17 protein-coding genes are annotated in these 26607 nt (G+C 44.6%); 9 read left to right on the forward strand and 8 right to left on the reverse strand.

Going from position 1 to position 26607, the window contains the following annotated elements:
- Positions 1-168: 168 nt before the first annotated feature.
- Genes ACO0K1_RS15940 through imuA form a run of 3 tightly spaced genes read right to left on the reverse strand, consistent with a single transcriptional unit; the run spans position 169 to position 5808 of the window.
- Positions 169-3387 carry an error-prone DNA polymerase gene (locus ACO0K1_RS15940; RefSeq protein ID WP_423027464.1) on the reverse strand — a complete coding sequence of 1073 codons (3219 nt, stop codon included), beginning with the start codon at positions 3385-3387 and terminating at the stop codon, positions 169-171.
- A gap of 18 nt (positions 3388-3405) precedes the next feature.
- Complete coding sequence (locus ACO0K1_RS15945; RefSeq protein WP_423027466.1) at positions 3406-5028, reverse strand: Y-family DNA polymerase; 1623 nt, start codon at positions 5026-5028, stop codon at positions 3406-3408.
- Between the two features lie 9 nt (positions 5029-5037).
- Entirely contained in the window at positions 5038-5808 is a 771-nt protein-coding gene (gene imuA, locus ACO0K1_RS15950; RefSeq protein ID WP_423027468.1) for a translesion DNA synthesis-associated protein ImuA, read from the reverse strand.
- A gap of 307 nt (positions 5809-6115) precedes the next feature.
- Here imuA and ACO0K1_RS15955 point away from each other — a divergent pair, with 307 nt between their 5' ends.
- The gene (locus ACO0K1_RS15955; RefSeq protein ID WP_423027470.1) at positions 6116-6343 is read left to right on the forward strand and encodes a hypothetical protein; all 228 of its coding nucleotides are present in this window, start codon (positions 6116-6118) and stop codon (positions 6341-6343) included.
- Between the two features lie 201 nt (positions 6344-6544).
- Here the strand turns inward: ACO0K1_RS15955 and ACO0K1_RS15960 are convergent, their stop codons facing one another.
- The 4 genes from ACO0K1_RS15960 to ACO0K1_RS15975 form a co-directional block, all read right to left on the reverse strand.
- A complete protein-coding gene (locus ACO0K1_RS15960) occupies positions 6545-7390 on the reverse strand; it encodes an SGNH/GDSL hydrolase family protein (RefSeq protein ID WP_423027472.1) in 846 nt (281 codons plus the stop codon).
- A gap of 56 nt (positions 7391-7446) precedes the next feature.
- The gene (locus ACO0K1_RS15965) at positions 7447-8337 is read right to left on the reverse strand and encodes an alpha/beta hydrolase (protein ID WP_423027474.1); all 891 of its coding nucleotides are present in this window, start codon (positions 8335-8337) and stop codon (positions 7447-7449) included.
- A 473-nt stretch (positions 8338-8810) separates the two neighbouring features.
- Positions 8811-9443, reverse strand: a complete 633-nt coding sequence (locus tag ACO0K1_RS15970; RefSeq protein ID WP_423027476.1) for a 4'-phosphopantetheinyl transferase superfamily protein — start codon at positions 9441-9443, stop codon at positions 8811-8813.
- A gap of 17 nt (positions 9444-9460) precedes the next feature.
- Positions 9461-13519 carry a Pls/PosA family non-ribosomal peptide synthetase gene (locus ACO0K1_RS15975; RefSeq protein WP_423027478.1) on the reverse strand — a complete coding sequence of 1353 codons (4059 nt, stop codon included), beginning with the start codon at positions 13517-13519 and terminating at the stop codon, positions 9461-9463.
- A 764-nt stretch (positions 13520-14283) separates the two neighbouring features.
- On the opposite strand from ACO0K1_RS15975, the gene ACO0K1_RS15980 reads away from it, so the two are divergent.
- The 8 genes from ACO0K1_RS15980 (at position 14284) to ACO0K1_RS16015 (ending at position 22831) form a co-directional block, all read left to right on the forward strand.
- A complete protein-coding gene (locus tag ACO0K1_RS15980) occupies positions 14284-14739 on the forward strand; it encodes a cache domain-containing protein (RefSeq protein ID WP_423027480.1) in 456 nt (151 codons plus the stop codon).
- Positions 14740-14784: 45 nt separating this feature from the next.
- On the forward strand, positions 14785-15993 hold the full coding sequence (locus ACO0K1_RS15985) for an MFS transporter (protein WP_423027482.1): 1209 nt from the start codon (positions 14785-14787) through the stop codon (positions 15991-15993).
- On the forward strand, positions 15986-17416 hold the full coding sequence (locus ACO0K1_RS15990; RefSeq protein ID WP_423027484.1) for a saccharopine dehydrogenase C-terminal domain-containing protein: 1431 nt from the start codon (positions 15986-15988) through the stop codon (positions 17414-17416). The genes ACO0K1_RS15985 and ACO0K1_RS15990 overlap by 8 nt, the downstream gene beginning before the upstream one ends.
- Positions 17417-17725: 309 nt before the next feature.
- Positions 17726-18319: an OmpA family protein gene (locus tag ACO0K1_RS15995; RefSeq protein WP_423027486.1), complete on the forward strand. Its 594-nt coding sequence runs from the start codon at positions 17726-17728 to the stop codon at positions 18317-18319.
- Between the two features lie 22 nt (positions 18320-18341).
- Positions 18342-19229, forward strand: coding sequence for a patatin-like phospholipase family protein (locus ACO0K1_RS16000; protein ID WP_423027488.1), 888 nt, complete (start codon positions 18342-18344; stop codon positions 19227-19229).
- 293 nt (positions 19230-19522) lie between these two features.
- Positions 19523-20398 carry a glutathione-dependent disulfide-bond oxidoreductase gene (gene yghU / locus ACO0K1_RS16005; RefSeq protein WP_423027490.1) on the forward strand — a complete coding sequence of 292 codons (876 nt, stop codon included), beginning with the start codon at positions 19523-19525 and terminating at the stop codon, positions 20396-20398.
- Positions 20399-20430: 32 nt separating this feature from the next.
- Complete coding sequence (locus ACO0K1_RS16010) at positions 20431-21063, forward strand: glutathione S-transferase family protein (RefSeq protein WP_423027492.1); 633 nt, start codon at positions 20431-20433, stop codon at positions 21061-21063.
- A gap of 559 nt (positions 21064-21622) precedes the next feature.
- Positions 21623-22831 carry an alpha/beta hydrolase family protein gene (locus ACO0K1_RS16015; RefSeq protein ID WP_423027494.1) on the forward strand — a complete coding sequence of 403 codons (1209 nt, stop codon included), beginning with the start codon at positions 21623-21625 and terminating at the stop codon, positions 22829-22831.
- A 401-nt stretch (positions 22832-23232) separates the two neighbouring features.
- Here the strand turns inward: ACO0K1_RS16015 and ACO0K1_RS16020 are convergent, their stop codons facing one another.
- Positions 23233-26187, reverse strand: coding sequence for a hypothetical protein (locus tag ACO0K1_RS16020; protein ID WP_423027496.1), 2955 nt, complete (start codon positions 26185-26187; stop codon positions 23233-23235).
- Positions 26188-26607 lie beyond the last annotated feature (420 nt).

Genomic DNA, 26607 nt, shown 5'->3' on the forward strand with positions numbered 1-26607 from the left:
CTTGGGTAAGATGTGTGTATGTCATTTCGGGCAACTTTGACTTGGAGGTCTGGAAGGCCGGATGCTACTGCATCTTCCCACCTTTAACCATTTATCTTCAGTTGCACTTCATAGTTGAACTCGCGTTTCAAATTTATGTTTGAATTTATTTAAATTTATATATAAATTTTAACAAAAATTCCTACTGCCGACCTCTAATTGTCCAAGCAAATGAGAGAGATCAACCAGCCGCTTGGCAAGTAAATGACAAACTTCATTCTCTCTTTGCCATATACCGTAGACGCCCAATAAACTGGCGCCTAATAATTCGCGCCGCTGTTGTTCAACCAAATTTGGCCATACGAGCACATTCACAGTGCCGGTTTCGTCTTCCAAAGTCACAAACATCACGCCTTTGGCCGTTCCTGGTCGCTGTCGGACGGTCACAATGCCACAAGCGCGGGCAAATTGTCCTTGCTGAAAAGTATTTAACAAGTTGGCGGGTAAAAAACGTTTGTTCAGCAGGCGTTTGCGCAATAGGGCTAATGGATGGCGTTGCAAACTTAAACCCGTGCTCTGATAATCACTCATAATTTCTTGTGCCTCGCTAGGGGCAGCAAGAATAGGGCGAGCTTCTTGTATCGTCGTTGGTCGTAGTAAATCATTGTCGGGCATCGCACCGACCGCAGACCACAATGCCTGACGGCGATGTCCCGCCAGCGTTTGCAGTGCATTACCTGCCGCCAGTACGTGCAAATCATGTCGATTGAGTTGAGCACGTCGTGCCAGATCGGCAACATCAGTAAATGTGGCCTGTTCACGAGCGATCTGTATTCTGTTCGCGGCTGCTTCTGACATCCTACTTAATAAGGACATTCCCAAACGTACAGCGGGTTGGTGGGTTTGTGTGAACGTATTTACCTTTTCCGGTAGATCATGCGCTTCCAGTGATGAATCCCAATTGCTGTACATCACATCGATGCTTCTGACTTGTACATCATGCCTTTTTGCATCCTGCACTAACTGTGACGGAGAATAAAAACCCATGGGTTGAGAATTTAAGAGCGAGCACAAAAATACGGCTGGTTCGTGGCGTTTCATCCAGCTACTGACATACGCTAAAATAGCAAAACTGGCAGCATGACTTTCAGGAAAACCATAATCACCAAACCCTTTCATTTGCTCAAAAATCGCTTCAGCAAACTCCAGTGTATAGTTGTTTTTTACCATCGCGTTCACAATGCGGTCATGATAAGCATCGAGTCCACCTTTGCGTTTCCAGGCAGCCATTGCACGCCGCAAACCATCTGCTTCACCGGCTGTAAAGTCTGCCGCCAGCATCGCAATTTGCATCACTTGTTCCTGAAAAATTGGGATGCCGAGTGTACGTCCGAGGGCTTTTTGCATCGCTGGATTTTGGTGTATTTCAACTGCTTCCAAACCCTGACGGCGACGTAAATAGGGATGCACCATGCCTCCTTGAATTGGTCCCGGACGCACAATTGCCACCTGAACGACCAAATCATAAAATTCTTTCGGTCGCAGGCGTGGCAACATACTCATTTGCGCGCGCGATTCAATTTGAAATACACCGACCGTATCGGCCTTGCATAGCATGTCATAAGTGGTTTTGTCTTCACGTGGAATATCCTGCATGCGGGTTGGTCTGCCGGGCAATTGCTTCATGAGTTGAAACGCACGCTGGAGAGCAGATAGCATACCCAAGGCCAGAATATCTACTTTCAGTAAACCTAAAGATTCAAGATCGTCTTTATCCCATTGAATAACACAACGATCTTTCATTGCTGCATTTTCAATGGGCACTAATCTGGATAATTTGCCTCTGGCGATCACAAATCCACCCGTATGTTGCGATAAATGACGTGGAAAACGTAAGAGTTGAGTAGCCAGACTTGCCCATTGTTGCGCTTGCATGCTGCTCGTATCTAAGCCACATTCTGTAAAGCGCGCCAGCAAATCATGCTTATTATCAAACCAGTGATGTGATTTAGCCGCCATATCAATGAGTGCCTCATCCATACCCAAGGCTTTACCTGTTTCGCGTAAGGCGCCACGTGGCCGGTAGGTGTGTACTGCGGCGGCCAATGCTGCGCGATTGCGGCCATATTTTTGGTAAATGTACTGAATCACTTCTTCACGTCGTTGATGCTCAAAATCGACGTCGATGTCGGGAGGCTCCCCACGCTCTTTAGAAATAAAACGTTCAAACAGCAAACTATTCACTTCAGGGTTGACTTCTGTAATGTAGAGGCAATAACAAACGACGGAATTAGCTGCCGAGCCTCGCCCTTGACAAAGAATGTCTTGTTGACGTGCAAATTTAACGATGTCATGCACTGTTAAAAAATAGGCTTCATAGGCCAACTCATTAATCAGATGTAATTCGTGTTCTATTGTTTTTTTAAGACTATCTGAAACACCGTTCGGGTAACGCAATTGCGCACCCGCATAAACTTCACTACGTAAATAACTGGCAGGGGTTTGACCTTTTGGGACCACTTCTTCCGGATACTCGTAACGCAACTCATCGAGAGAAAAGTGGCATAAATGCGCAATTTTGATGGTCTCAGCCAAAGTCTCAGGGGGATAAATATTGGCTAGTCTGAGTCGTGATCGTAAATGCTGTTCGGCATTCGGTGCCAGTGCATAACCACATTCTGCAATAGGTTTGCCGATACGGATTGCGGTTAATGTATCTTGTAAAGGCTTGCGTGAACGTACATGCATCAGCACATGCCCGAGAGCTACCAGCGGCAATCCATACTCGCTGGCAATATGGGTTACCCGTTGTTGTTGATAGTGATCCGCTGGTTGCAATAATAAATGTAAGCCTATCCATATTCTGTCTGAGAAATGTTCTGCACACCAGGCTGCTTGCATGGCGAGTACTTCTGCTTGCACGGGATACTCAGCGACTAAAATTAACAGACAATCAGGCAAGCCAGTTAAATGCTCGTAGCCCTTTGGTGGTGCAGTAAAATCTTCTTGTGTCAGTAGGTAGTTTCCCTTGCTACAACGGCTACGAGCCAGGGTAATTAATTCGGATAAATTTCCATATCCTTCCCGATTCGTCGCCAAGGCAATTAAAGTAAGAGGGGATAAGTCATCATTTTTTGGTGTGAGTTTAAAGTAGGTTCCCACGATGTATTTTAGTTTTTGCAGCTTTGCTTCATCATGTGCCCTGACTATGCCAGCGAAGGAACATTCATCAGTGATGGCTAACGCATGATAGTTAAGTTGGGTGGCGCGTTTAACCAATTCTTCGGCGTGTGAGGCACCTTTTAAAAAGCTGAAATTCGACAGACAAAATAATTCAGCATAGGCAGGTAATATCGTACCTGCCACCATTGGATCTAATTTGTTTAATTTGGGATTAATCGATGTCATGATCTGACTTTGTTCATGCTATCCAAATATGCCATGTAAAAACCAGGCTGGTTCTGCATTGTCTGCATTGTCAGCATTATTTGCATGGGATGGTCGCTCACGATAAATCCAGTAGCGCACATGCTCAGCACTGATAGCAACAAAATAGTCACGCACCTGCGTTTGATCTGACCACCAACCTGCCTCGATACGTTCAGCGGGGGAGATCAGATTTAATTCCGAGCCGAAATAAGGTTTGTGTCTGCGTACCTCCAGTGCGATTGCTTTTGCCAGCAACCATGTTGGCCTTAGTAGTGATGGCAGTGATGGCAATGATGGCAATGAGGTGGGTGCTGATGTTGGTATAGAATTCTTACCCGATGCAGAATGATTTTCCATTACCGATATCCATTGATTAGCGATCTCGGGTCTATGATCCTCTTTGCTGCCTGGCCGCAAAACATGGCTTGCTCCCAGACGTGCTACAAGTAAGGTAAGCAGGTGTTGATGATTGGCTGGATTGACGACGGTTTCCGGGAATAAGGAATCACTTGGCACTTCCAATGCAACGGTTTGTGGTGCGCTCAGCATCAATGTAATGACGGATGCAGGCAAACTGAGATTACCTAATTTTTCTTTGAACAGAGGTAGTAAATGTGTCTCTTGCCAACTAGCTACCGCCATGTGTATGTCTAAAATAGTGGCAGGAACGGCCAAACGACCACGTTCGTGCTGTAATTCAAGACGAATATGTTTGACAGCCAATTTCTGCGCATTGAGCCATCCTAGTAACTGGCACAATAAACTACGACTATAAGTGAATAAAGCATCCGTGCTATCTAATCTGTCTGGCAACTCAAGTTTGGCATGAAATTCAGGCTCCGCTAGTACCCATAGTTGCGCTGAAGATCGTAAAGAGTAAACCTGATCCATCTCCGTTATTAAGTCTTTGCCACAACGACGCTGCAAACCAGACCTTGGAAGCTTGCGTAAATCGGCTAGTTGATGGCACGCCAGTCCTTGTAGAAAATCTTGCCAGTCTGCGCTACTGTTCAATAGTGTGACCGGTAATCGATCAAGTGCAGCAAATAGATGTGATGTGCGTAAACAAAATTGTCCCTGTCGTTGCTGAAGCGCTGCATTTCTAGCGAATAGCCACGCCGCTTTCGCTGTAGGGGCGCTGCCAGTTGTCAGGCTGTAACCGAGCATATTCACTGTCGCGCGTACTTGTTGGCGTAAAGCAGATAAACCACCAAAGAGGCGGATGCTGGCACCGATATCGAGCAAAATGGAAGCATCTTCGGCTATGCTGACTTGCGGCGTATAGCGAAGCAGAGCGAGTGCAACTGCAGATAAAGCGGCGGACTCTCTAATGCTATCTTGCATAAAAATCTGCACTTCAGGTATCAGCATTTGTACGCCTCCACGGCGCATACCGAAACGAACGCCCGCTTGCAGCGCGACAGCAGACATAGCGATCACACGGTTTTGCTTTAAAACGACGACAGCGGATGCACTTTCAGCTTGTTGCCAGTGAGGCACAAACACTTCCATCTCAAGGGATGGTAAATGAACGGCAATCCACATCGACTCTCTTGTCTGAGATAGTGACATTGATTTTTGTGAATCTTGAACTGGTCGTGGTTGAGGCTTGCTTGACATGGCACAGCCTTAAATGATGTTGATCTTTTTTTGTTGAATTATCGTAGGTAATTCGTATCGATTACTACTCTGATGGTAGATATCTTCGGCAAATAGCGGCACTGTTTCAACACGACGGGTTGAAAGGTAAGGGTGGTCGTTGATATATAAAAATAAAGGTGTTTCACTGGCCGCACCGCGCCGTTTCAGAATATCGATTTGTAGGCCTGACGCTTTGGGGGTTAAGGCAATACGTAAAATAGCTGGCGAGGGGGATTGTGCTGCATTTAATGGTCGTATAACAAAAAATAAGGTTTGGGATTTTTGTGCCATTAAATGTAGTCGTCTTAATACCTCTGTTTTGATTTGCGTTTGCCAGAGGAGTAATGCGCCACAGCTGCCATTTTTTAGAATTTGTTCTGCGGACCATAACTGATCACTATGTTTCTTGCCAGCGATCCACAATAGAGAAAGTGGCTCGGATGCATCGCCTTGATAGGCGCATGCATAAGGAATATGTGGCGGTGCCAGTAAAGCAATCGGGCGCTTACCCAGATGTTTTAGTGACGGTAATAATAATTTGAATTCTGCAATGCCGGCTTCTGCAATCAAAATTTCTATTAGTTGTCCCAACGGCCAGCCACCACCAGGCAATTCCCGGTTTAAAGCGATAAATCCACTATTTACGGTAGTCCCCTGATCGCGTGCTAATTGCGATGCGCGCCAAACGTCGGGATGGTGATTTTCGATCCCGGGTTGAGCAAGAGAGTGACGATAGGATAAGGGGGACTGAGACAACATAGTAATGAATACTGAATAAATACTGAATGAATATACAGTATATTACTTGGCTATCCAAACTTCAAAAAGATTTTTTTAGAAAAGTGAAAAAACCCTTAAAACCTAATGCCAGTAAGCTTCTTGGTGTTTTTTAATGATTTTTTTGAGTGTCTACGTTAAACAACATTAAACAATTTACTGATTGCATATACAGTATTTTGTGTTACAGTTCATTTCATGGACAAACGTTGATCTGAGTGAAGATTAGAAGTTCTCAATGATGTCCTTACTGATATTTTTGCATTATCAACTGAGACGGAGATTTATCATGGCACACCTGGAACAAACATTTGACACACGGTTTAGTTTGCAATTTGCACCAACTTCTTTTTTGATGCGCTTAGGTCGCCGTGAGATTTTTGTTTGCCGCGATTTCAGACAACGCGCTTACCATGTCAACCCTGTGCTTGATTGCTCCACAGGTGTTCAGGCAGGGCATCTGGAGGTGCTATTTTGCAAAAAGTGGTTGATTATTTTGTCTAAAGCAAACTGGTAATTTTTATCAAGTTGCTTAATTAAGTTGCGTAATTAAGTTGCTTGCTTAGATCACGTACACATTCAGCATGTATGAATTATCTGAGCATCGCAGCGACAGGCTACAAAGTTCAGTGGCTCCCGCCAGATAAAAAGTTATCTGGCGTAAAAGAGCTCAGTCATGGAGTCGATACGCTTTATCATCAGCGCAATCAATGCCAACTTAATGCTGATTTTGAGAACGCTTTTTGCGGTCACTGGTCATAAATGGTAACAATTTATCACGCCAGACCTGGTAACCGTTCTCATTAGGATGTAAGCCATCTTGTACAAAATAGTTTGCTATCTGTTTTCCGCTGACATCAATAAATGCGGGATATAAATCAAGATAAGAAACGCTTCCTGAAAATTCAGTGCTTATGATTAATGCTGCAAGACGTTGATTGACAGGCTTGACGACGTTCGCATTTTTTACAGGATCATTGGTTGGCAGGATTGATTCAAGAATGATGTGTGCATGAGGTTTGAGTTTATGTACGGTGCGCACAACGGTGCTGACACCCTCATAGATGCTATCCGTAACCGGATATTCGGGAGCCCATGAATTATTGATTCCCAACATGATAATAATGTAGTCGGGGTTTAATTCGGGGCTATCCAGTTCACCAAGTCCACCATCTTTTTTAGGCTGTATGCGATAAAGAATGTGCTCGGTGCGATCTCCGGAAATGCCGAAATTTTGTGCGGTATTTTCAGGTGGAGTGCCAATGAAGCTTTCGTCCCAAATTCTCTTGCCATGCCATTGGCTTTGAACCCAGAGATCTTCGCCCATCATCCAGAAATCCGTAATGGAATCCCCCAAAAAGAGTAATTTCACTTTCGATAACGCAGGCTTGTCCAAGAGAAGTTGCTCAATCTGAATCTGACGTTGCTGCCAGTATTCCACGCGTGCGATTGGCTTAGATGACTGAAATGCCCCATTATTACCAGCCATTAAAGACAAAGAAACCGATAGCGATAATATTGCAATGATCACTTTTGCACTTTTATGCGGCGTATTTTTACGCATATGAAGTTCCTTTTACTTTATAGTTAGAGCTCGCAAAGAAGTAGAGCAGCACTCAATCAATTCACAAGCTGTCCGCTGGCAATGAATTTCAGTGGCAGCTCAAGCCGGATAGACCAATCTGATTCATCATGTTTTGCTCCCTCAAAAACACGGCTTATAAAGTGCTTATCGTCGTAGCCTTTTTCTCGCACAATCAGGTCAACAAATGGCTGTGGTACCGCATATAAAGAATCCAGTGTTGCCGTGCCACGATCCATGTAAATACGGTGATGTGCAGGATCTGGTAAATGCAATTGCAAGTAATTAAAAAAAGCCAAAGGAACCGATGCGTTGGCTTCAAAAGTGCCCGGCCAATGCGTTGACAGACATGCGGCACCGCCAAACACTTCCGGATATTCGCTGATAGCGTAAATAGAAATCAGCCCCCCCATACTTGACCCCATGATCATCGTATGGTCACGATCAGGCAAGGTGGAAAACTGGCGATCAATGGCAGGCTTGAGTTCTTCCACTAGAAAACGCAAATAGTTATCCGCGCGCGCTTTTCCTTGGAGGCCTTTTTCAATCAGACGACCGCGAGTTGGCTCCGCAATCCATTGCAGCGCTTTTTCAGGAAAATATTCACTGTGACGCAAAGGCGCGATATTCCAAACCCCTACAATAATGGTGTCCGGCAATTGACCGCTATTGACGAGTTTAGTCACCGCCTGATCGACATGCCATGCTTTTTTATTCCAGGTTGTAGAGGCGTCATAGAGCATTTGCCCGTCATGCATATACAGCACGTTATAGCGCTTTTTGGGATTGTAATTTGCCGGCAACCAGACATCGATATTGCGCGGATCTACATACTTGGATGGAAACAGCGGCAGGCGCTCAATCCTACCTGATTGCACAGACGGCATTGTCGATGCAATGGGTGCACTATCAATGTTCTGCGCGCTCATAGACATCGAACTAAACATTAGAATAAGAAATGAAACAAATTTGAGCATTTTTATCATAGTGTCTTGAATAGTGGATAAGTGAGTTTATTTTTGTGAGCGAAAGATACGGCGTCACAGGCATATTAACCATGAGTGGTTAAACATAATTCCATTGCAATCTATTAATCTACCAGACTAAAGATTCGATTTGGTAGCCGCGCACCATAAGAGTTCAAATTTGATTAGGATGGGTAAATTTCTGATTGCTAACGAGCCATCAAACGTTTTTTTGCATTGACGAATACCTGACTTAATAATGATCGTAAGTTATAGAATAAATGTTATTTTAAATGCAACGCTGAACTCGCAGAGTTAGATGACAGTGATGTATCGTTGAAACAAACTGGGCAAACCAAAGTGATGATTGAATTTAACCCTAACTAGCCGAAGTAAATCCCCAATGTAGCTGCGCAGAAAATAACGGTTACCGAGGCTTATTGCGTTTTCAAATTCTCAGAAGATGTTACTCGCAATGCGAGGCTGGCGATATATTGGACTGGCACACTCACTGCATATAACTGGATGTCGGAGAACCTATTGATAAACAAAGGTATTTTTTGATGTTCGTATTCTGTCAGCGCAAGCCCCGCACATTTAAATTTTGCTTCGAGTTGCGTCCACGAGTGCGCGAATTTCGTTGCCTGCAAATGTAGAGGCGTTTGCTGAAGTTCAGACGTTTTTTGTTCACCTAAATAGAGTGTAGCGATATCTTCCCAGCCTGTTTGCGGGGCGTTTGACATGATATCAATACCTATCGGTCCGATACAGCTAATTGCGGCGACAGCAATTTCAGCCTCATAGCTAGTAGAAACGTATAACTCGTTGGCACCCAATGAGACGAACAAACCTTCGCCAACCACGCTTGTGATACGCAATTGATCAGCAGGGCAGGGCAGCGCCGCGAGCAAAAATTCTGTGATTGCCAAACGCACATGCTGTCTGACTGCATCGCGTGGCATGTTTTTGGGAATTTTGTGATGGATAACGACAATTTTATTTTCTGCAAAGCTCCCCAGTGCAGCTTGTGACTGGAGAGGCCATAAAAATGCAGAAAGAGCGTTTTCCATAGACGATAAATAACAAATTAAGTGCCAGTCATCGCGGCCGGGCATCCACGCCAACTCGAATTGGCAGGAATAAATTCACCTTTCATCACTAAGGTTAATGATCCCAAGCTAGCGCCATTGCCAACTTCTGCGCCATACAATACTGAGCTACGTGGCCCCATATAAACGCGTTCACCAATAATCACGTGATCAACCTTCATCACGCGGTCTTCAAATAAATGCGTTTGAGGGCAGGCCAGGGCATTAATTTCTGTGTAATCCCCAATGCTGACGCAATCAAATTCCGTAATGTCAGTTGTGTCTAGATAAACCCCTTTTCCTATTTTGCATCCAAGGAGTTTAAAGGCGATCGGTAGCCATGGCGTGCCGCGCAAATAGCGCATGAAATTAGGAATCGCTATGCCTTCATACATATTGGTAATACCTTCTGAAAGCCAGACGAATGGCGTCCACATTGGGACGCTGGCTTTCTTGTAGCGGTAAATTAACAGCCATTTAAGCACGAGTACAAAGCCAAAACTACCGACACCATAAAACAAGCCAGCAACAAGCAAATAAAAAAAGACTTCCAGCCAACGATCATCGCCTGCCAGTGGCATTAAATTCAAGACCACGGTATAGCCAACGGCAATCACAATTGCATGCGGTGAAATGATCCTAAACGCTTCTACCAGTCCTCGCCCAATTCGTCTGAGAATCGACGGCTTAAATGTCAAATTTTCTGGAAAGCCCTTGGTTTCTTCACGCGCAGGCAAATGGATGGCTGGAGAACCCAGCCAGGTATCGCCTGCATGTATCAGTGCGTTTGCAGGTGCGCAGCTATGGACGCCAATCAGGACATTTTCTGGCAATACGGTGCCATCTGGAATGTATGCGCCATTCCCTACAAAACTGCGTCGGGAAATCACTGTCGGCTGCATTTGCATCCAGCCCGCATCGATTTCTTCATCGCCCAACAAAACAGCATCAGCAATAAACGTTTCATCCCCTAACGTCAACATATCGGGAACCACGCCCAATGCCGTTGATATCTCTGCCCCTTTGCCAACTTTGGCACCAAGCATACGATACCAAACCGGTGCATAGACCGTCGCATAAATCCCGTGCAAGACGTGCAAACTTGATTCCTGAATTTGATTTACTAACCATTTCTGGCAATAAGTATTGCCATGCACCTTGTATATACCGGGTTTTAATCTAGGTAAAATGAACCAACGAATTCCTGCAGAAAGCAACGCTGTGCATATAATTAAGATGGCAGTCGCAGGAAACGCAAGAATAAAATATTTACTCAATTGAAATGGTATTGAACTACTTTGCAGCCAAGGAAATGTATCTACGTTATCAAACCAGTCAATGATGACAAAGCTTGGGAACACAGGAACGAAAAATAGTGAACCAATGAGGAGCGCACCAGCGACAAAAAATAAGAACTCACCAATGGAACGTGCGTTTGATAAATGAGGTCGCGGCGGTAATACAGAGTGATCAAAAGCTGAAAAGTCTTTAGCAGGCGACCCTTTCCACACCCGATTGGCAGGAATTACATTGCCATCCGCCAAAGCCGATTGACCATCCAGATGGGCACCAGCTTCCAAAATTACATTTCCTTCCAACACGGAATAAGAACCGGCATAAGCATTCTCTCTCATGCAAATTGTGCCGAGAATAAGCTCACCGTGTTGAACTCGCGCATTTTCGAGATTGACTGCGCTACCAATGCTGACGCCATCCGCCAAATCGATTAAATCTGGCGCGCGCAATGTGATAGAGCCGATCGTGACATCGTTTCCGACTTTCCCTCCTAACGCACGTAACCACAAAGGATACAATGACGACCCGCTCAACATATAGGTCGGCGCCGCTTCAATTAAACGGTCAGCCAACCACCAACGGAAGTAAGCGATTCCCCATAAAGGATAACGTCCTGCTTTCAATCGACCCACAATAAGCCATTTACCGGCGATGGCTATGCCAAACTCTGCCAACGTCAACAGCAAAAAGGTAGCAACGGAAAGTAAAATAGCTTTGGTATTTGAATCGTCAGGATCACCTGTTAAAAAATGATAGGTAAAAAATGGTGCTAACCATTGCACCATGCGGATCGCCACTAACCACGGAATTACCAAGGCCTGCGCCGCGCCACATACCCAACGTTTCCAGGTTGGCGGTGGCGTCCAACTGCTTTGTTCTTCATGTGAAACATCCTGAACAGCGCCTGCCGCTTCTAATAATTCAGCAATCTTACCGATACTACGTTGTTGGTAAATATCGGCAATTTTAAAATAGGCAAAACGACTGCTTTTTCGTAATACGGAAACCAGTCGCGCAGCCATCAGCGAATGACCGCCCAGATCAGCAAAAAAATCAGCGTCACGCCGGATTGCTTGCCCGGGGAATAGGCTGTTTAACGCCGAGAATAAAACTTCTTCTGTTTGATTCTCAGGAATATCGGACTCACCAGAACTAGCTGCAACAGCCAGCTCCATTTTTTTAAGTGTATTTCGATCAATTTTTCCAGAAGTAAGTCGCGGCACTTCGGTCAAAAACTCAAATCTTGATGGCACCATGTACGGGGGTAATAACTGGCTTAACTTCGCACGTAAGAACGCCTTGAATTCGGCATCAGAACGCCCTTTGTGTGATTGATCTGATGCTGTCTCATCACGAACGATAAACGCCATGATCTGGTCAATACCCTGATCTTGTCGAAGTATTACCGCAACTGTACCCACGCCAGATTCTTGTGCAAGTACAGCCTCAATTTCACCAAGCTCCACACGGAAACCACGTATTTTCACCTGATCATCTGCGCGCCCCAAACACTGAATACTGCCATCGGCTTGGATGCATGCGAGATCTCCTGTGCGATAAAGGCGGTGTTCGTTGTCATTACTTGCCCAAGGATTGTGCAAAAATTTTTCCGCGGTTAGCTCAGGTCGCCCAAGATACCCAATTGCCACGCCAGGGCCTGAAATACATAATTCACCCGTTTCACCAAAAGGTAAAAGACGTAAGCCATTTTCTTCTACATCTGCGGCGATCACCATCATCGAATAATTTGGTAATGGCGTACCAATATTTACTGGCTGATTTGCATGCAATTGGGCCAGACTCGCAGAGACCGTTGCTTCGGTTGGACCATAAGTATTAAACATCTGGCGTCCCGCACGGCTAAAGCGATTTACCAGGGACTCCGGACACATCTCACCGCCCAGATTTATTAAACGTAAGCTGGTGACATCTTGCGAAAATAAGGCCAGAAGGGTAGGGACCGCATGCAGCACAGTGACCTGATTTATTTCTAACGCGAGCGGGAGTGCATCAGGATCAGCAGTAATTTCTTTCGGGGCAATCCATAAACTGGCACCCACCAAATAGCTGATCCAAACCTCTTCAAATGACATGTCAAATGCGACAGAAAAGCCTTGATAGACCTTATCCGATTCCCGAATTCCAAGAACCGCATTCTCACTGCGTAAAAAATGGCAAATACTTGCTTGGCTAACTAAGATGCCTTTTGGCTTCCCCGTCGAGCCAGACGTATAAATAACGTAAGCTGGTGTTTGCGGATCGGCGTCTTGTCGACGAACAAGAGTCGTTGGATCTGCGGCATCTGCAACGCATAGTTGCTCCGCGATCCACAAAGAACATGACAAATCCTGACAGGCGTCTGCAAAAGATGCGCAGCTCAATAAACCGACGGCCTGTGCATCTGCCAGACAAACTGCAATACGATCAACAGGCGTATCGGCATCAAATGGCAACCAGGCAGCTCCCGATTTTGCAATACCTGCCTGCATGACCAACAAATCAATGCCTCGTGGCAGCCATAAGCCAACGATATGGCCGGGGCGCACACCCGCCCGTATCAGTGCAGCAGCGATGACGTTTGCACGCTCATCGAGCTCAGCATAGGTTAACTGTTGGTTTTGAAATTCTAATGCTACTTTATGCGGAATTCTACGCGCAGTATTTTCCAGAAGGTCAGCGAGAATTTCGCGACGGAGTAACTCAGGGGAATTGGCGCCGTATAAAATTTGGGGGTTCAACTTAGTGCTGCTTAACAAAGACATAAAATCGATAAGGGAACTTGTAATATTGTTATTTGATTCGTCCTATATCTTCTCTGGATTACCTGAGTAAATATGGCAAATATTTTTTAAATTCAGAAAAATCATTCCCTGAAACAGAGCAGTATTCTTTTATTTACGCTTTCAAATATAGGGCTGAATCAGGCATCCATGTCGCCTGGAAATGTCCTAAAAGGTAACCTAAAAGGTAACCTCAAACGTAACCTCAAACGTAACCTCAAACGTAACCACAAACATAGACCAATTCAGCGTCTGATTTCATTTGTAAGCAAAATTTGATTATCACATAGATTCATTAAGAAAATATAACAGTGGAGCTTGAATCTACGATTATTTAGTTGATAACTAATTCAATCCATCGTTAGCTTCCTTTTGGGCGTTGTTCAGCTACATCCTTTCACTTCTTCATAAGTACGTCATATTGGTATGAGATTATGAGGTGCAAATTTAATTTACAAAGTTATTAAATTGATATTTTTATTATTAAAAAAAGATGTAGACTAAATAATAATTTTTTAAAAGAAAATATCCTTTCTTTGCATGTCTCAAACGCTTCTTAAACGTTTCTCAAACGCTTCTTAAACGTTTCTCAAACGCTTCTCAAACGTTTCTCAAACGTTTCTCAAACGTTTCTCAAACGTTCTTAGAAAATTTTTTATTGCAATAACTTGACCTTTGATTTCCGCTCGTTCGTCTGCTTATATTTAAAACAGCTTCATTAGATTAAACAATTTTAGGAGACACAAATGAAAACAATATTAAATTTTCTTACCAGTATTTTTTTGTTTCTTTGCATAAATATTGTTCAGGCAGCAGATACACCAGCTGACGCTATTGCAATGGTCGATAAAGGTTTGAGCTACATCGATAAAAATGGAAAAGACGCCTTAATCGCCGAAATTAACAAGAAAAATCCTGATTTTATGAATGGCGATATTTATCTTTATGTGCGTGGCATCGATGGCATCATCCTTGCCCATCCCATCAATCCAAAATTAATCGGTAAAAATATGCTTGAGTTGCCGGATGCCGATGGAAAACTCTACCGAAAAGACATCGTAAATTTAGCAAAAACCAAAGGCAAGGGATGGGTCGATTACCGCTATAACAACCCGATCTCCAAAGAAATCGAAAATAAGTCGACCTATATTTTTAAAACGGGTGACATTATTTTAGAAGCTGGTATTTACAAAGGTAAATAATCAGACCCCGAAGTATTCATTCCAACAGAAAATTGCCTGTAGATCGTGTCAAATACCCAATTTTCCACATGGAATACCAGTCAACGCAGTGATTACTGGTGCCTGACCGGTGCGATTGCCATGGTAGGTTTAGCACTAGGCTCATTGCTTCCACTGACTTCCATTTTGCTTGCGCATACAGGATCATCTGGCAGCACCATTGGCATGGTGATCGCTATTCACGCTCTGGGTCTTGTCTGTGCCATTTTATTGGGCGAACGTAGTTGTCGTCGCTATGGTGCCAGGCGCACTATCGAATTTTTTGGCGTTGGCGCGGCTGTCATTGCCTGCTTCATGCAAGGATTAACGGAACCGTTCATTGTTGCCGTCTTGCTGTTTATCCTCGGATTGTTTCTTGGTGTCGTGCTCAATACGGTAGAGACTTGGGTGAATGTCGCGGTACCCGAAGGACAGCGAGGTCGTTGGCTGGCAATACATTGCACAATATTCACTTTATTCCAACTTTGTGGTCCGATTTTAATACAGCAATTGCCCGCAGGCCATGAATATCAATTGTGCGGCATCCTTATGTTGATGACGTGGCCCATTTACCGTCGATTGAGTCCGCAAAAATTGGATGACGAAGAGGGCGCCAGTGGCGATTCTGTATCTTGGTACGCCTATCTTTTTACCGCACCTGTCGTTGTTGTGAGCACGGCACTATTTGCTTTATTCGACACCCTAGTTCTCGGCCTCTTGCCTCTCTATGCTTTGGCACAGGGCATGGACACCAGTACCGCACTACTGTCAGCATCAGTGGTGCTTGCAGGTGATACGGCGCTAGAAATCATTATTGGTGTACTGGCTGATCGTTTTGGTCGGGTTCGTGTTCATACAGCCTGTGCGATTATTTTACTGTGTAGCGCTGTACTACTTCCTACTTATATTGGGACGCTATTTTGGTGGCCTGCATTATTCGTCATGGGCGGATCTGCTGGCGGCATCTACGTATTGTCGATGATGGCATGCGGGCAAAGATTTAAAGGCAATCAATTATTACGTATGACTGCTTTACTGGGTTCGGTGTGGGGCATTGCCAGCATTATCGGACCATTAACTACCGGCGCAATAATGGTAAAAAATATGCGCTGGTCGGTCCCTGTCGTCGTGTTCTCGATGGCTGTTTTCTTACTTTTTGCACTATTTTTGGAACAAAAGAAGAGTCAAAATTCACAAGAGAAACTACAGAAATTAAAGGAATGTTCAAATGCATAGCAATTATCAAAACATCGTTGTGATGGGCTTTGGAAACATCGGTCAGGCTCTTAGCTCATTACTCAGAATGCGCTTTATCAAAGAACAAATCCTGGTGATCGACGAACACTTAACACCAGCAATGAAAGAGGTCATTCAACGATATGCAATGGCGTTTTTGCAAATCAAAATTACACAGCAGAATTTCAATTCTGTCCTGTCAGAGCATGTGGGACCTCGCACCTTAGTTCTCAACCTTGCAACCTCCATTAGTAGCCGCGATTTGATTACCTGGACGCAATCACAAGGCGCATACTATCTCGATACATGCATTGATCCTTGGGAGTATCAAGATGGCGTCGTGCACACCAACGAAAACTCAAATTATGTGATGCGCGAAGAGATTCTTGCTTTAATCAGAAATCAAGACCAACTTAGATCATCGACAGGATTAAAGCCATCATCAACGGCGATCGTTGGGCATGGTGCCAATCCTGGTTTTGTGTCGATTCTTGCTAAGCAAGGACTGCTGAAAATGCAGCAAGAATTTCTTCAAAAAACGGACGTTCCTACAACACAAACACAATGGGCTGAATTAGCCAAGGCTCTGGGGGTCAAGATTATCCAGATTTCTGAATGCGATACACAAGCAACCAATGTGAGCAGACGTAGTGGAGAGTTCGTCAATACCTGGTCTGTTGATGGTTATGTTGCCGAAGCTTTGCAACCTGCTGAACTTGGTTGGGGATCGCATGAAGAATCAGGCCCTTTGGCTACTTCAATAGGGAGGCATACAAGTGGTTGCCGCGCTGCCGTCTATCTCAAACATATGGGTGTCCGTTGTGAAGTGAAATCATGGGCACCTGCCGCGGGTGAATTTATTGGAAACTTGATCAGCCACAACGAGGCAATCTCGCTTGCACACTACTTTACGTTGGCTAACGAAAATCATCCAATTTATCGACCTACCGTCTACTATGCCTATCGCCCCTGCAAACAAGCCGTCGAAAGCCTGAGGCTGCTTGATTGCGGTGATCGCAGTCAGATTAAATCGAGCCGTGTACTGAAAGAAGAACTGGTTCAAGGCATCGACGAATTAGGCGTCTTGATTGTTTCTGATCAATTTCCAGCATTATGGATAGGATCACAATTATCCATCGAAAGAGCCAAAGAAATGGCACCCTATAACAATGCCACGTCACTCCAAGTCGTCGGAAGCATTATGGCCGCACTTGAATGGATGTTGCAAAATACGGGGTGTGGCATCATCGAATCTGAATCACTTGATCATGCGTTTATATACCAACATGCCAAGGCCTATTGGGAGCCGATGGTGATGCAATTCCATCGCTGGCATCCGAGTGGCGATCAATCCTGCAAGAATTGGACAATTGATCAGTTTTTAAGCATCGTTGAGAGCACAAATACGGCGGTTATCGATTGAAATTTTTAAGCAATAATTCGATTGCTGCAATGCGTAATTTTCAATGAAATATCCCACTGAATTAATCCAAAAATCAACAAATACATTCTTCCTACAAATTTATTGAATGACGGATGTTCAGTTGCGTTAACTCATTGTATTTATTGAATATTTGCATCACTTTTATTCGAAATCCACCGCCTCAAAATTCTAGAAAGATCTCGCATTTGCAATGTTGTCATTGAATGAAAACGATTGTGACATAAAGACAATTTTTAAGTAGTGTTATGGAATAATAGCTACTCGATCATTTCTGTGTTGGGTCTTGACATGAAGAATCACTTCAAATTATTCATCAGTGCCGCACTTGCAATGTCTATTGCGGCCTGCAGTACACCGCCTGCACCGCCTGCACCGCCAGCGCCAAAGGCAGCGGTACCTGTATTGCCTATCGCTCAGTTAGACCGCGGCGTCCAAATCGTCTTGCCAGATAACGTTTTGTTTGATTCGGGTAAAGCCGAAGTCAATTTACAAGCGTCGCAGGCCTATCTGGATCGTATTGCCTATTTGCTGACATCCAAAACGAATAAAATTGTCTCTGTCGAAGGGCATACAGATAACACTGGCTCCCCGACATTTAATCAAAAATTGTCAGAACAACGGGCGGCGGCGGTAAAGCAAGTTTTATTGGATTTGCATGTGCCGGACGAGCGTATTACAACAACAGGATTTTCTTTCCACCATCCAGTAGCATCTAATGCGACGGAAGAAGGAAGAAAATTCAATCGTCGCACTGAAATAATTATCATTGACGAAAAAGTAGAAAACATTACGCAAGGTGAGTCGCCAGAATCCTTTGAAACCGCGTTTAGCAGACTCAAAGGCTTGATTGATCAAGGCATACTACAAGCACCGGGAAAATAGAAAGTTACTCATGGATATTCAAATGAAACGTCGTATGATGTTAGCGATGGGAGCCAGTCTCCCATTTGCAGCAGGCGCGGCGCAAAGAAATATCAGCGATTCTATTACCAGTAACAAACCTGCCACCGCTGCTCGGCCGCTGAAAGTAGGCTTAGCTTTAGGCGGTGGCTCTGCGCGCGGTTTTGCCCATATAGGCGTCATTCAAGCTTTAGAAAAACACCGTATCCGTCCCGATTTAGTTGTTGGCACAAGCGCAGGTAGTATCATTGGTGCATTTTATGCCGCAGGGTTTAGCGGTGCACAAATGGAAGAAGTGGCACTGAAACTAAAAGACTTTGAAGTCATCGATTTATCGGTCGGTTCCAAACGCGGCATGGTGCTTGGCAGTGCCTTACAAAATATCGTTAATCAATACCTGCAATCTAAACCCATCGAAACGTTTCCCATCCCGTTCTGTGCTGTTGCGACCAATCTGATTTCCGGTAAAGCTAATTTATTTCGTAGCGGCAATGCTGGCTTCGCGGTGCGTGCGTCTTGCAGTATGCCAGGTGTGTTTATCCCGGCAAGACAAGGGGCTGATGAATTCGTCGATGGTGGCTTGATTAGTCCGCTCCCAGTCAACGAAGCAAAAAAACTGGGGGCAAATTACGTGATCGCCGTCGATGTGAGCGCCCAAACAGACAATCCTAATTTGTACGGTATGTTTGAATTGCTGATGCAGTCATTTGACATTATGGGACAGTCCTTGATACGTCTGGAAGCTGAAAAAGCAGATGTATTGATTCATCCTGACTTAAAAAAATTCTCCAGCACTGATTTTCAATCACGCAAAGAGTTGATCGCCGCAGGCTTCCAGGCTGGGTTGCAAGCCATTCCACAAATCAAAGAAGCCTTAGCCGCTGCAGGCTAGCGAAAAGAGGGCGTGTCATAGCCACCCTGGTAGATTTACATTCTAGCCGCCGCATAGGAATATCCGGCGGCTTTTCAATTTGCTACTTGCACGAAGCCCTGCAAACTTGCTTGAAGGCGAAGGCAATCTCCCTAATTATCTGAATTCAATCCACGCCAATACACATTGCTCATTAAGCTCATTAAGCTCAGGAAACTCAGGATTGGATATTGCGTAGAACAACGAAATTCGAATAACAGTGATAGACTCAGCCCCTGGAATTGAACGCAATCTTCAATAAATTAGGTGCCCTCATGACTCATCCTGCCACATATCAACCGCCAAAAATATGGACCCCGAATACAGAGAACGGTGGGCGGTTTGCTAAAATCAACCGGCCAATTGCAGGCTCGACGCATCTCAAAGAGTTGTCTGTCGGTCGCCATCCTTTGCAGCTCTATTCGCTAGGAACACCAAATGGTGTCAAGGTGACCGTCATGCTTGAAGAATTACTGGCTGCAGGACACAGCGGTGCAGAGTACGATGCGTGGCTCATTAATATCAGTGAAGGCGACCAATTCGGTAGTGGTTTTGTCGCCATTAATCCCAACTCTAAAATACCAGCATTAGTCGATCATAGCGGTCCAACACCGGTTCGCATATTCGAATCTGGTGCGATTCTGATTTATCTGGCAGAGAAATTTAACGCCTTTTTACCTGAATCGGGTGCAGAACGCGCAGAGTGTTTGTCGTGGCTGTTCTGGCAAATGGGCAGTGCGCCTTTCTTAGGCGGTGGCTTTGGTCACTTCTACGCCTATGCCCCTGACAAAATCGAATACGCTATTGACCGTTATGCCATGGAGGTCAAGAGGCAAATGGACGTGTTAGACAAACGTCTTGCAGAAAGTCAATTTATCGCTGGGGATAGCTATACCATTGCAGATATGGCGATCTGGCCTTGGTACGGTAGCCTTGCAAAAGGGCAGCTGTATGAAGCTGGAGAGTTTTTGCAAGTTCAAGAATATACAAACGTATTGCGTTGGACAAACCAAGTTGCGCAGCGACCTGCAGTCAAAAGAGGACGTATGGTGAATCGTGCCTTTGGCGATCCCGCCAGCCAACTACATGAACGCCATGAAGCAAGTGATTTCGATACGAAAACACAAGATAAAATCGCAAAGCCAGCCTGATCTTTTTAGTTATCCCACTGAGGAGTCGCACTATGATTACTTTTTATGACTGCAGCACTGCACCTAGTCCACGTCGCGCACGCATCCTTTTGGCTGAAAAAGGCATCTCCCATGAGACCGTCCAGGTTGATTTAAAGACCGGTGAACAACTAGGAGAGGCGTATCGTCGCATCAATCCGCTCTCAACGGTTCCGGCATTGCAACTTGAAAGTGGCACTGTTTTAACCGATAACGCGGCAATCACAGCCTATTTGGAGGCACAATACCCAGCGCCAGCACTCTTAGGTATAACTTTCGAGGAAAAAGCTGAGATAGCGAGTTGGAACTGGCGGGTTGAATTTGAAGGATTACTTGCAATCGCAGAAGCCTTGCGAAATAGTTCGCCTTCAATGAAGGAACGCGCATTACCAGGCCCAGTGAACTATCAACAGATCCCAGAACTGGCACAACGAGGATTGGCGCGAATACAGCAATTTTTCGTCACCTTGAACGCCCATCTCGCAGATCGGGAATATGTTGCGACTGACCGTTTCAGTATTGCCGATATTACCGCTGTTGTTACGGTTGATTTCGCGCGCGTCGTAAAAATCAAAGTCGATGAACAATACCCTCACATACAACGCTGGCGCGCATTGATGGCACAGCGTGAATCAATGTCACTCTAGACGCGGCAAAGTGGCGCAACCGAGTTTTGTATAGGTTAATAACACCCTTTTTTACCCTAAAATTCTGTTCAATGACTGCGCTAGTTTCGATAGATCTATTGGATTTCATATCCCCTTGGAAAATATTCCGACGGGGTATGAATAGTCCTCATTATTAGCCACTTGGCTACGAAATAAAGAAGCTTGTGAAGGTTGTAAATGCTGGCGGTCAAGGCAGGTGGGCAGTGCAGGGGGACAATGCAGCTTGGTCATGCAGACAGCCTCGAAAAAATATCCGATCAATCTTAGCCATTAAGTGTATATTATTGCTAAATTAATATATTATTTTAAAGGCAAGTATCGGCATCAAAACTTTATACCGATATTTTAAGAATTTCGCCAGATCAGCCAAAAAAATCAACGCTGAACGTTACCTTCGCGAGTAAAAAATTTAACTGACTCGCTCCATGTATTGACGCTAAGGGCGATAGTTAATCTAACAACACGGTAACGCGGGTTCGTTCATTAGAAAACCAAATAATATCGAATTATTCTTTGAATTCTCTGCATTGGAAAAGCGATGAAATCTGATATTTTGTATGCCTTCTCGTCCGGTAAAGCATTGGCAATCGCCATCTTAACTTCTGCAGCGGTCGCAGCATGTGGTGGAAGCGGTTCGTCAAGCAGTGGCGTGCCACCAGTCGTGACACCCGATGTCGCCAATCCACCAGGTCCCGGCCATTTTGAAAACGCTACTTTTATCACTACGGTCAATGTCGCAGATGTGACGGCGGCACTTTCCAATGATCTGGCGGCAGCAGTTAAACCACTGTATTCAGTTGATACTTACAAAATTACTTACACCACGACTGATTCTGGTGGGCGTAGTGTTATTGCGTCTGGCCTCGCGGCGATCCCGCGCAAGGCTAGCAGCCAGACGAGCCCGGTCTTAAGCTATCAACACGCCACCATCAAAACTGATGCTGGGGCGCCCAGTAATCATGCAACACCCGACGAGCCTGCGGTGCTATTCGCCTCGATGGGGTATCTGGTAAGTGCAACTGACTATGTTGGTTATGGAGCGAGCAAAGGTCTGCCGCATCCGTATTTGCTGGCAACGCCGACGGCAACGTCGGTCATTGATTTTATGACGGCCACGTCACGCTGGCGTCAGATGAATACCATAGCTGACAATGGACAGGTATTTTTAACGGGCTATTCTGAAGGCGCTTATGCATCAATGGCAACGCTGCGCCAATTAACACAAAACAAGACGGCGAGTACCACACTGCCGGTCACTACATTTGTTGGCGCAGGTCCCTATGATGTTGCTCTGACATTAAATGCCATGCTGGATGCCGTTCGTAAAAATAACCCTATCCTTGGCGCGCTCATCAGTCCAGGATTTTTAAAAAATCTGGGGGCAAATGATAGGGCGAATGTGCGCAATTTGTTACTTTATTCTGCTCTTGGCAGTCAAAGCGATATAACCTTTGATCCTACTTTTCTGGATAATTTCCTCAACGACGACACTGCTCATATTATTGCTCAAAGCAATGACTATGACTGGACGCCACAATCACCCATTCTGTTCTTCCATGGACGTGATGACACGACTGTCCCCTATGGCAACACCGATTCTGCGTTTCAAACCATGACGCAACGCGGGGCGGCATCGCTGATCGAGCGTATGGATTGCACCGCAAAACCTTCGGAGCATATCCCCTGCGTGACGCCATTCTTAATCAACGACATTACGAGACTTGGCGCTTTGGCTAAAGGATTGTGAAACGCTCAATGCGATATCAAATGGAAAGAAGGTAATGTCCGAAACAACTGAAGGCAATCTTTCACAGAGTGACGTGAGTATAATTCAACTGAAGCGGCAACGGTTTTAGCGAAAAAGGGCGGTGAACAAGCAGTACATGCGACCGAAAACTGTTTTTTATGCAGTGCATTGTTCAAATGACCGTGTGATAAGCGTCTCCAGAGATTTGATTGGTTGAATTAGACGGCAACCAGTTGAATTAGGTGAACGGCATTCGTTGTACTCGTGACTTTGATCGAGATGTCCAGGCAGAGCGGGATAACGATCGATGCATAAGTATAGGGATTATCCATATCATAAATTCACCTCGAATCATCAATGACACCAACGGAGCGATCGATGATTCGATTGAAGCCAAAATCTTATCTGGGACTTGCATTGCAGATCATTGGAATCTGCGTAATCGCTCGGTCTTTCAGGTAATCATACTTACCATATGTATCAGAGTCTGGGAAATTAAATTTATAATTTGACATCTGACCTGCCGACAAAAATAAGGTATACCTATCAGAATAGTATGGACCAGTGTTTGACTCTGTACGATGAAAATAACCTGGCGTCATACCATCTTTACCAATAGGGCTCTCGAGATATAAATCTGAACAGTATTGGCTTTCCCGTATTTTTCCTGCATAAGAATTAAATAATCGCGTCGGAGAGTCGCGGAGAACCAAATCAGTACCCAATGGAACGCCTGTCTTATAGTTACTAAAATAATATTCAATCGTTGGGATTGTCACTATTGCTCCCAGCTTCATGTCAGCCACTTTTCCCTTCGGATAGTATTGACTTAACATACCGCCTATGGGTGTTACGGTAACCACAATATCACCACCAACAGCTATATCTTGCCGAAAACTTAAATCCTCCTTGGCGTTAGGATCGATATAAGTCGTATTATCAGTCAAAAATACGGCTTGCCCCCCCTTTGGAAATGTCGTACGTTCTTCGCCAATATAGCCCTCGTGTGCGCGATCGGTATTGCAATCCACATAATTTTTATTGCCGCGACCATCAGCACTTAGGCACAATAACTGTCCGCTGTTGTCCTTAATTGCTTTATACGCCTCATAAGTTGGATGTCCGTAGGAATTGGAATTGCCAGCAGAAAAAATAACACTAGAGGGCTTAAATTCCTGATAAAACTGGGGACTATTACTACCTTTAGTCTTCGCACCATGATGCGACGATAGCACTAAGCCCATTAAATTTCGTATTCCAAACTTTGCCGCTCTTGATGAAGCATTGGCCTCATTTTCCTTATCTCCGTCTCCCGGAGCGGTGATACTATAAAAACCATCGGCAACTGATACGATGAGACTCTGTCGATTTTTAGAATTTTTACCCTTTGCGGTTGGATTTGATTCAAGAAAATACAACCACGGTCTATCTGTTCGGTCTTCCAAAGAAACCGTTTGTGTATTCGAAGTAGGAACAGGTAATACTAACGGGATAGCGGCATCGATCTGCACTTCAGTCCCACGATTATCAGTCGCAAATAGCTTTTCAGGGCCGCTGCTATTGGTAGGACCAACAGAGAAATTTATATTTTCATAAAATAGTGTCCCACTATTTACTCTCGCCAACTCTGTAAGCCAAGTACGAGTTTTTACAGATGGTGCATCCGCTGATGTCGACTTTGTTTTGAAACTTTCGAGACTACCTCCAATATATACGGCAAAGGGCTGGGGTAATTTCGTCAAACTAGGGTCGTCGCCACTAGATTTAAACATAAACTCCAATAAACTATAGTGATCAAAGTCACCATGTGAAATGATAAGGATAGGATTACGAACATAATGAGTGCTCGATACTTCACTTTGATCCATTTTGATTCTGATTGATTGTCCGGTCTGCATCGTCCAGTTCATAAATTTAAGTAGTTCCACTGCATGCTTTTTAACATCACCTGCGGGGGTAATTCTCGTGGCTGAACCCATATCAATAATCACGGGATGTGGCCAAGCATAACCGTCAACAACGGTGAAGGATCCTTGACCAATATTCATCACATAGCTACGCCACTGGCCTGGAAGTAAAGGGGCTATCGCCTTAGTTCCCATGTAATAATGGCGATCTAACAAAAACTGAGTACTACCACCACCCGTTCTAAGGTATACCTTGAAAGGGCCCTGTCCGTTGATTCGATTTACATCTTGATTATCATTTGTAGCGCGCACTTGCCGAGATAGACTTTTCGATGAGGAGTTTTCACAAACTTGCGAATTATCAGTTTTACTATTTTGTTCTGCAGCAACTAGCTTTTGTATGCATGAAAAACTTGTATGTTGCGCCTCAAACTCACCCGCTCTACGCCCATACTTGAATGTCGTCGTCTCCAGAGGCGGCAAATACACGTCACTCTCATAGCTAAAAATGACGTTTGGGTATAGGTCACTGTTGGCGTACTTGCAATCATAGGCATAAAGGCTTGTCAATGTGGACCCTGGTGCGGTGGATCCCATGCATTTTCCTGGGTACGCTAAAGACTCATAGGCGACAGCAACTGCGCCACCATTCGTTTGACTGTACTTTTTAACAATTCGGCGCCACATTTGTTTCGGTGAATCTAAAGTACACCAATTCAACGTAACATAACTACTTGCCGATCCACCATCTAATTCAAGACAATGGTCTTCGCCAACATAGATCAGGTTACTGCTCTCCGACCAGAAAAATCCCCCATTAGCTGATGGATCCTTCCATGTTTGAACATTAATTGCGCCTTGAGTTATTTTTGTACCGTTATCATCAAATTGCGGCAATTTTACGCTGACATAGTAACTTGAATAAATCAGCAGATTTCTGGGGTGCGTGGCAATTTTTAAGAACATTGCCAACGATTGACCTTGTCCATCTAACTCAGCACCAGGATTAACATCGGCAACGGTTGATCGACGAGGCTCAATATCCGCCCAAGTATACACTTCAGGTCTTTTCGTTTTACCCTTTACTTTGGTTTCAGCCTCAGTAAATGCCCTTACATTGCTTTCCATCGCCCTATATAAAGTCGCTACTCTCAACTGATACTCTTCATCACTCTCACCTTCTAGCTTGCCATTTTCTTCCTCCATAGCTATACCGGCAATCGGTTCTATAATCTTCTTCTGTAAATCTTCGCTACTTACCTTGCCAGAATTATCAGCGTAATAAAAATTAGCCAGCTTATCTTGTACATTAAGAAGAGCCTGCTGGGCAACAAAGATCGCAGACAATAAGTTTGGGAGAAAAGGCTTGTAACCCACCCCAGCTGCGGCACTTCCAACCACAATAATAAAAATAAGTGGTATTAAAATTTTATTTCTCTTATTTTTCACGTCCGCCTCCATTAACTTCAAAAAACAAAAAAATAAATACACTGCTTAAATGAATCTGAAAAAATTATGCCGCTGTAGCTAGAACTTGGCATGTTCCGTAGATGCCTAGCGACGCTAAAACCTCGTTTCGCTTGAATTAAATATAGTCATAATGTTTCATTTATTCTATTAAATGCTAAAGTTTTGCAGCCAACTTGATTAAACATCCGAAAATACCAACGCTAGAAATAATCGGGACAAACGACATTATCGAATCCATGTATCAATTCCTTTTTAAAATGTGGGACGGTACCGTGATGATTAGCCTTTAGGACGGCCGAGGGTTTTGTGCCACCTGCCAGCAAGTGCAGCCTAGGCTACTTAATGAATGGCAGTAGTAGCAAAGCACCCAACATTCTTATAGAAGGACGATGTGGAACC

The organism is Undibacterium sp. SXout20W, from assembly GCF_049340285.1.
GTDB lineage: Bacteria > Pseudomonadota > Gammaproteobacteria > Burkholderiales > Burkholderiaceae_D > Undibacterium.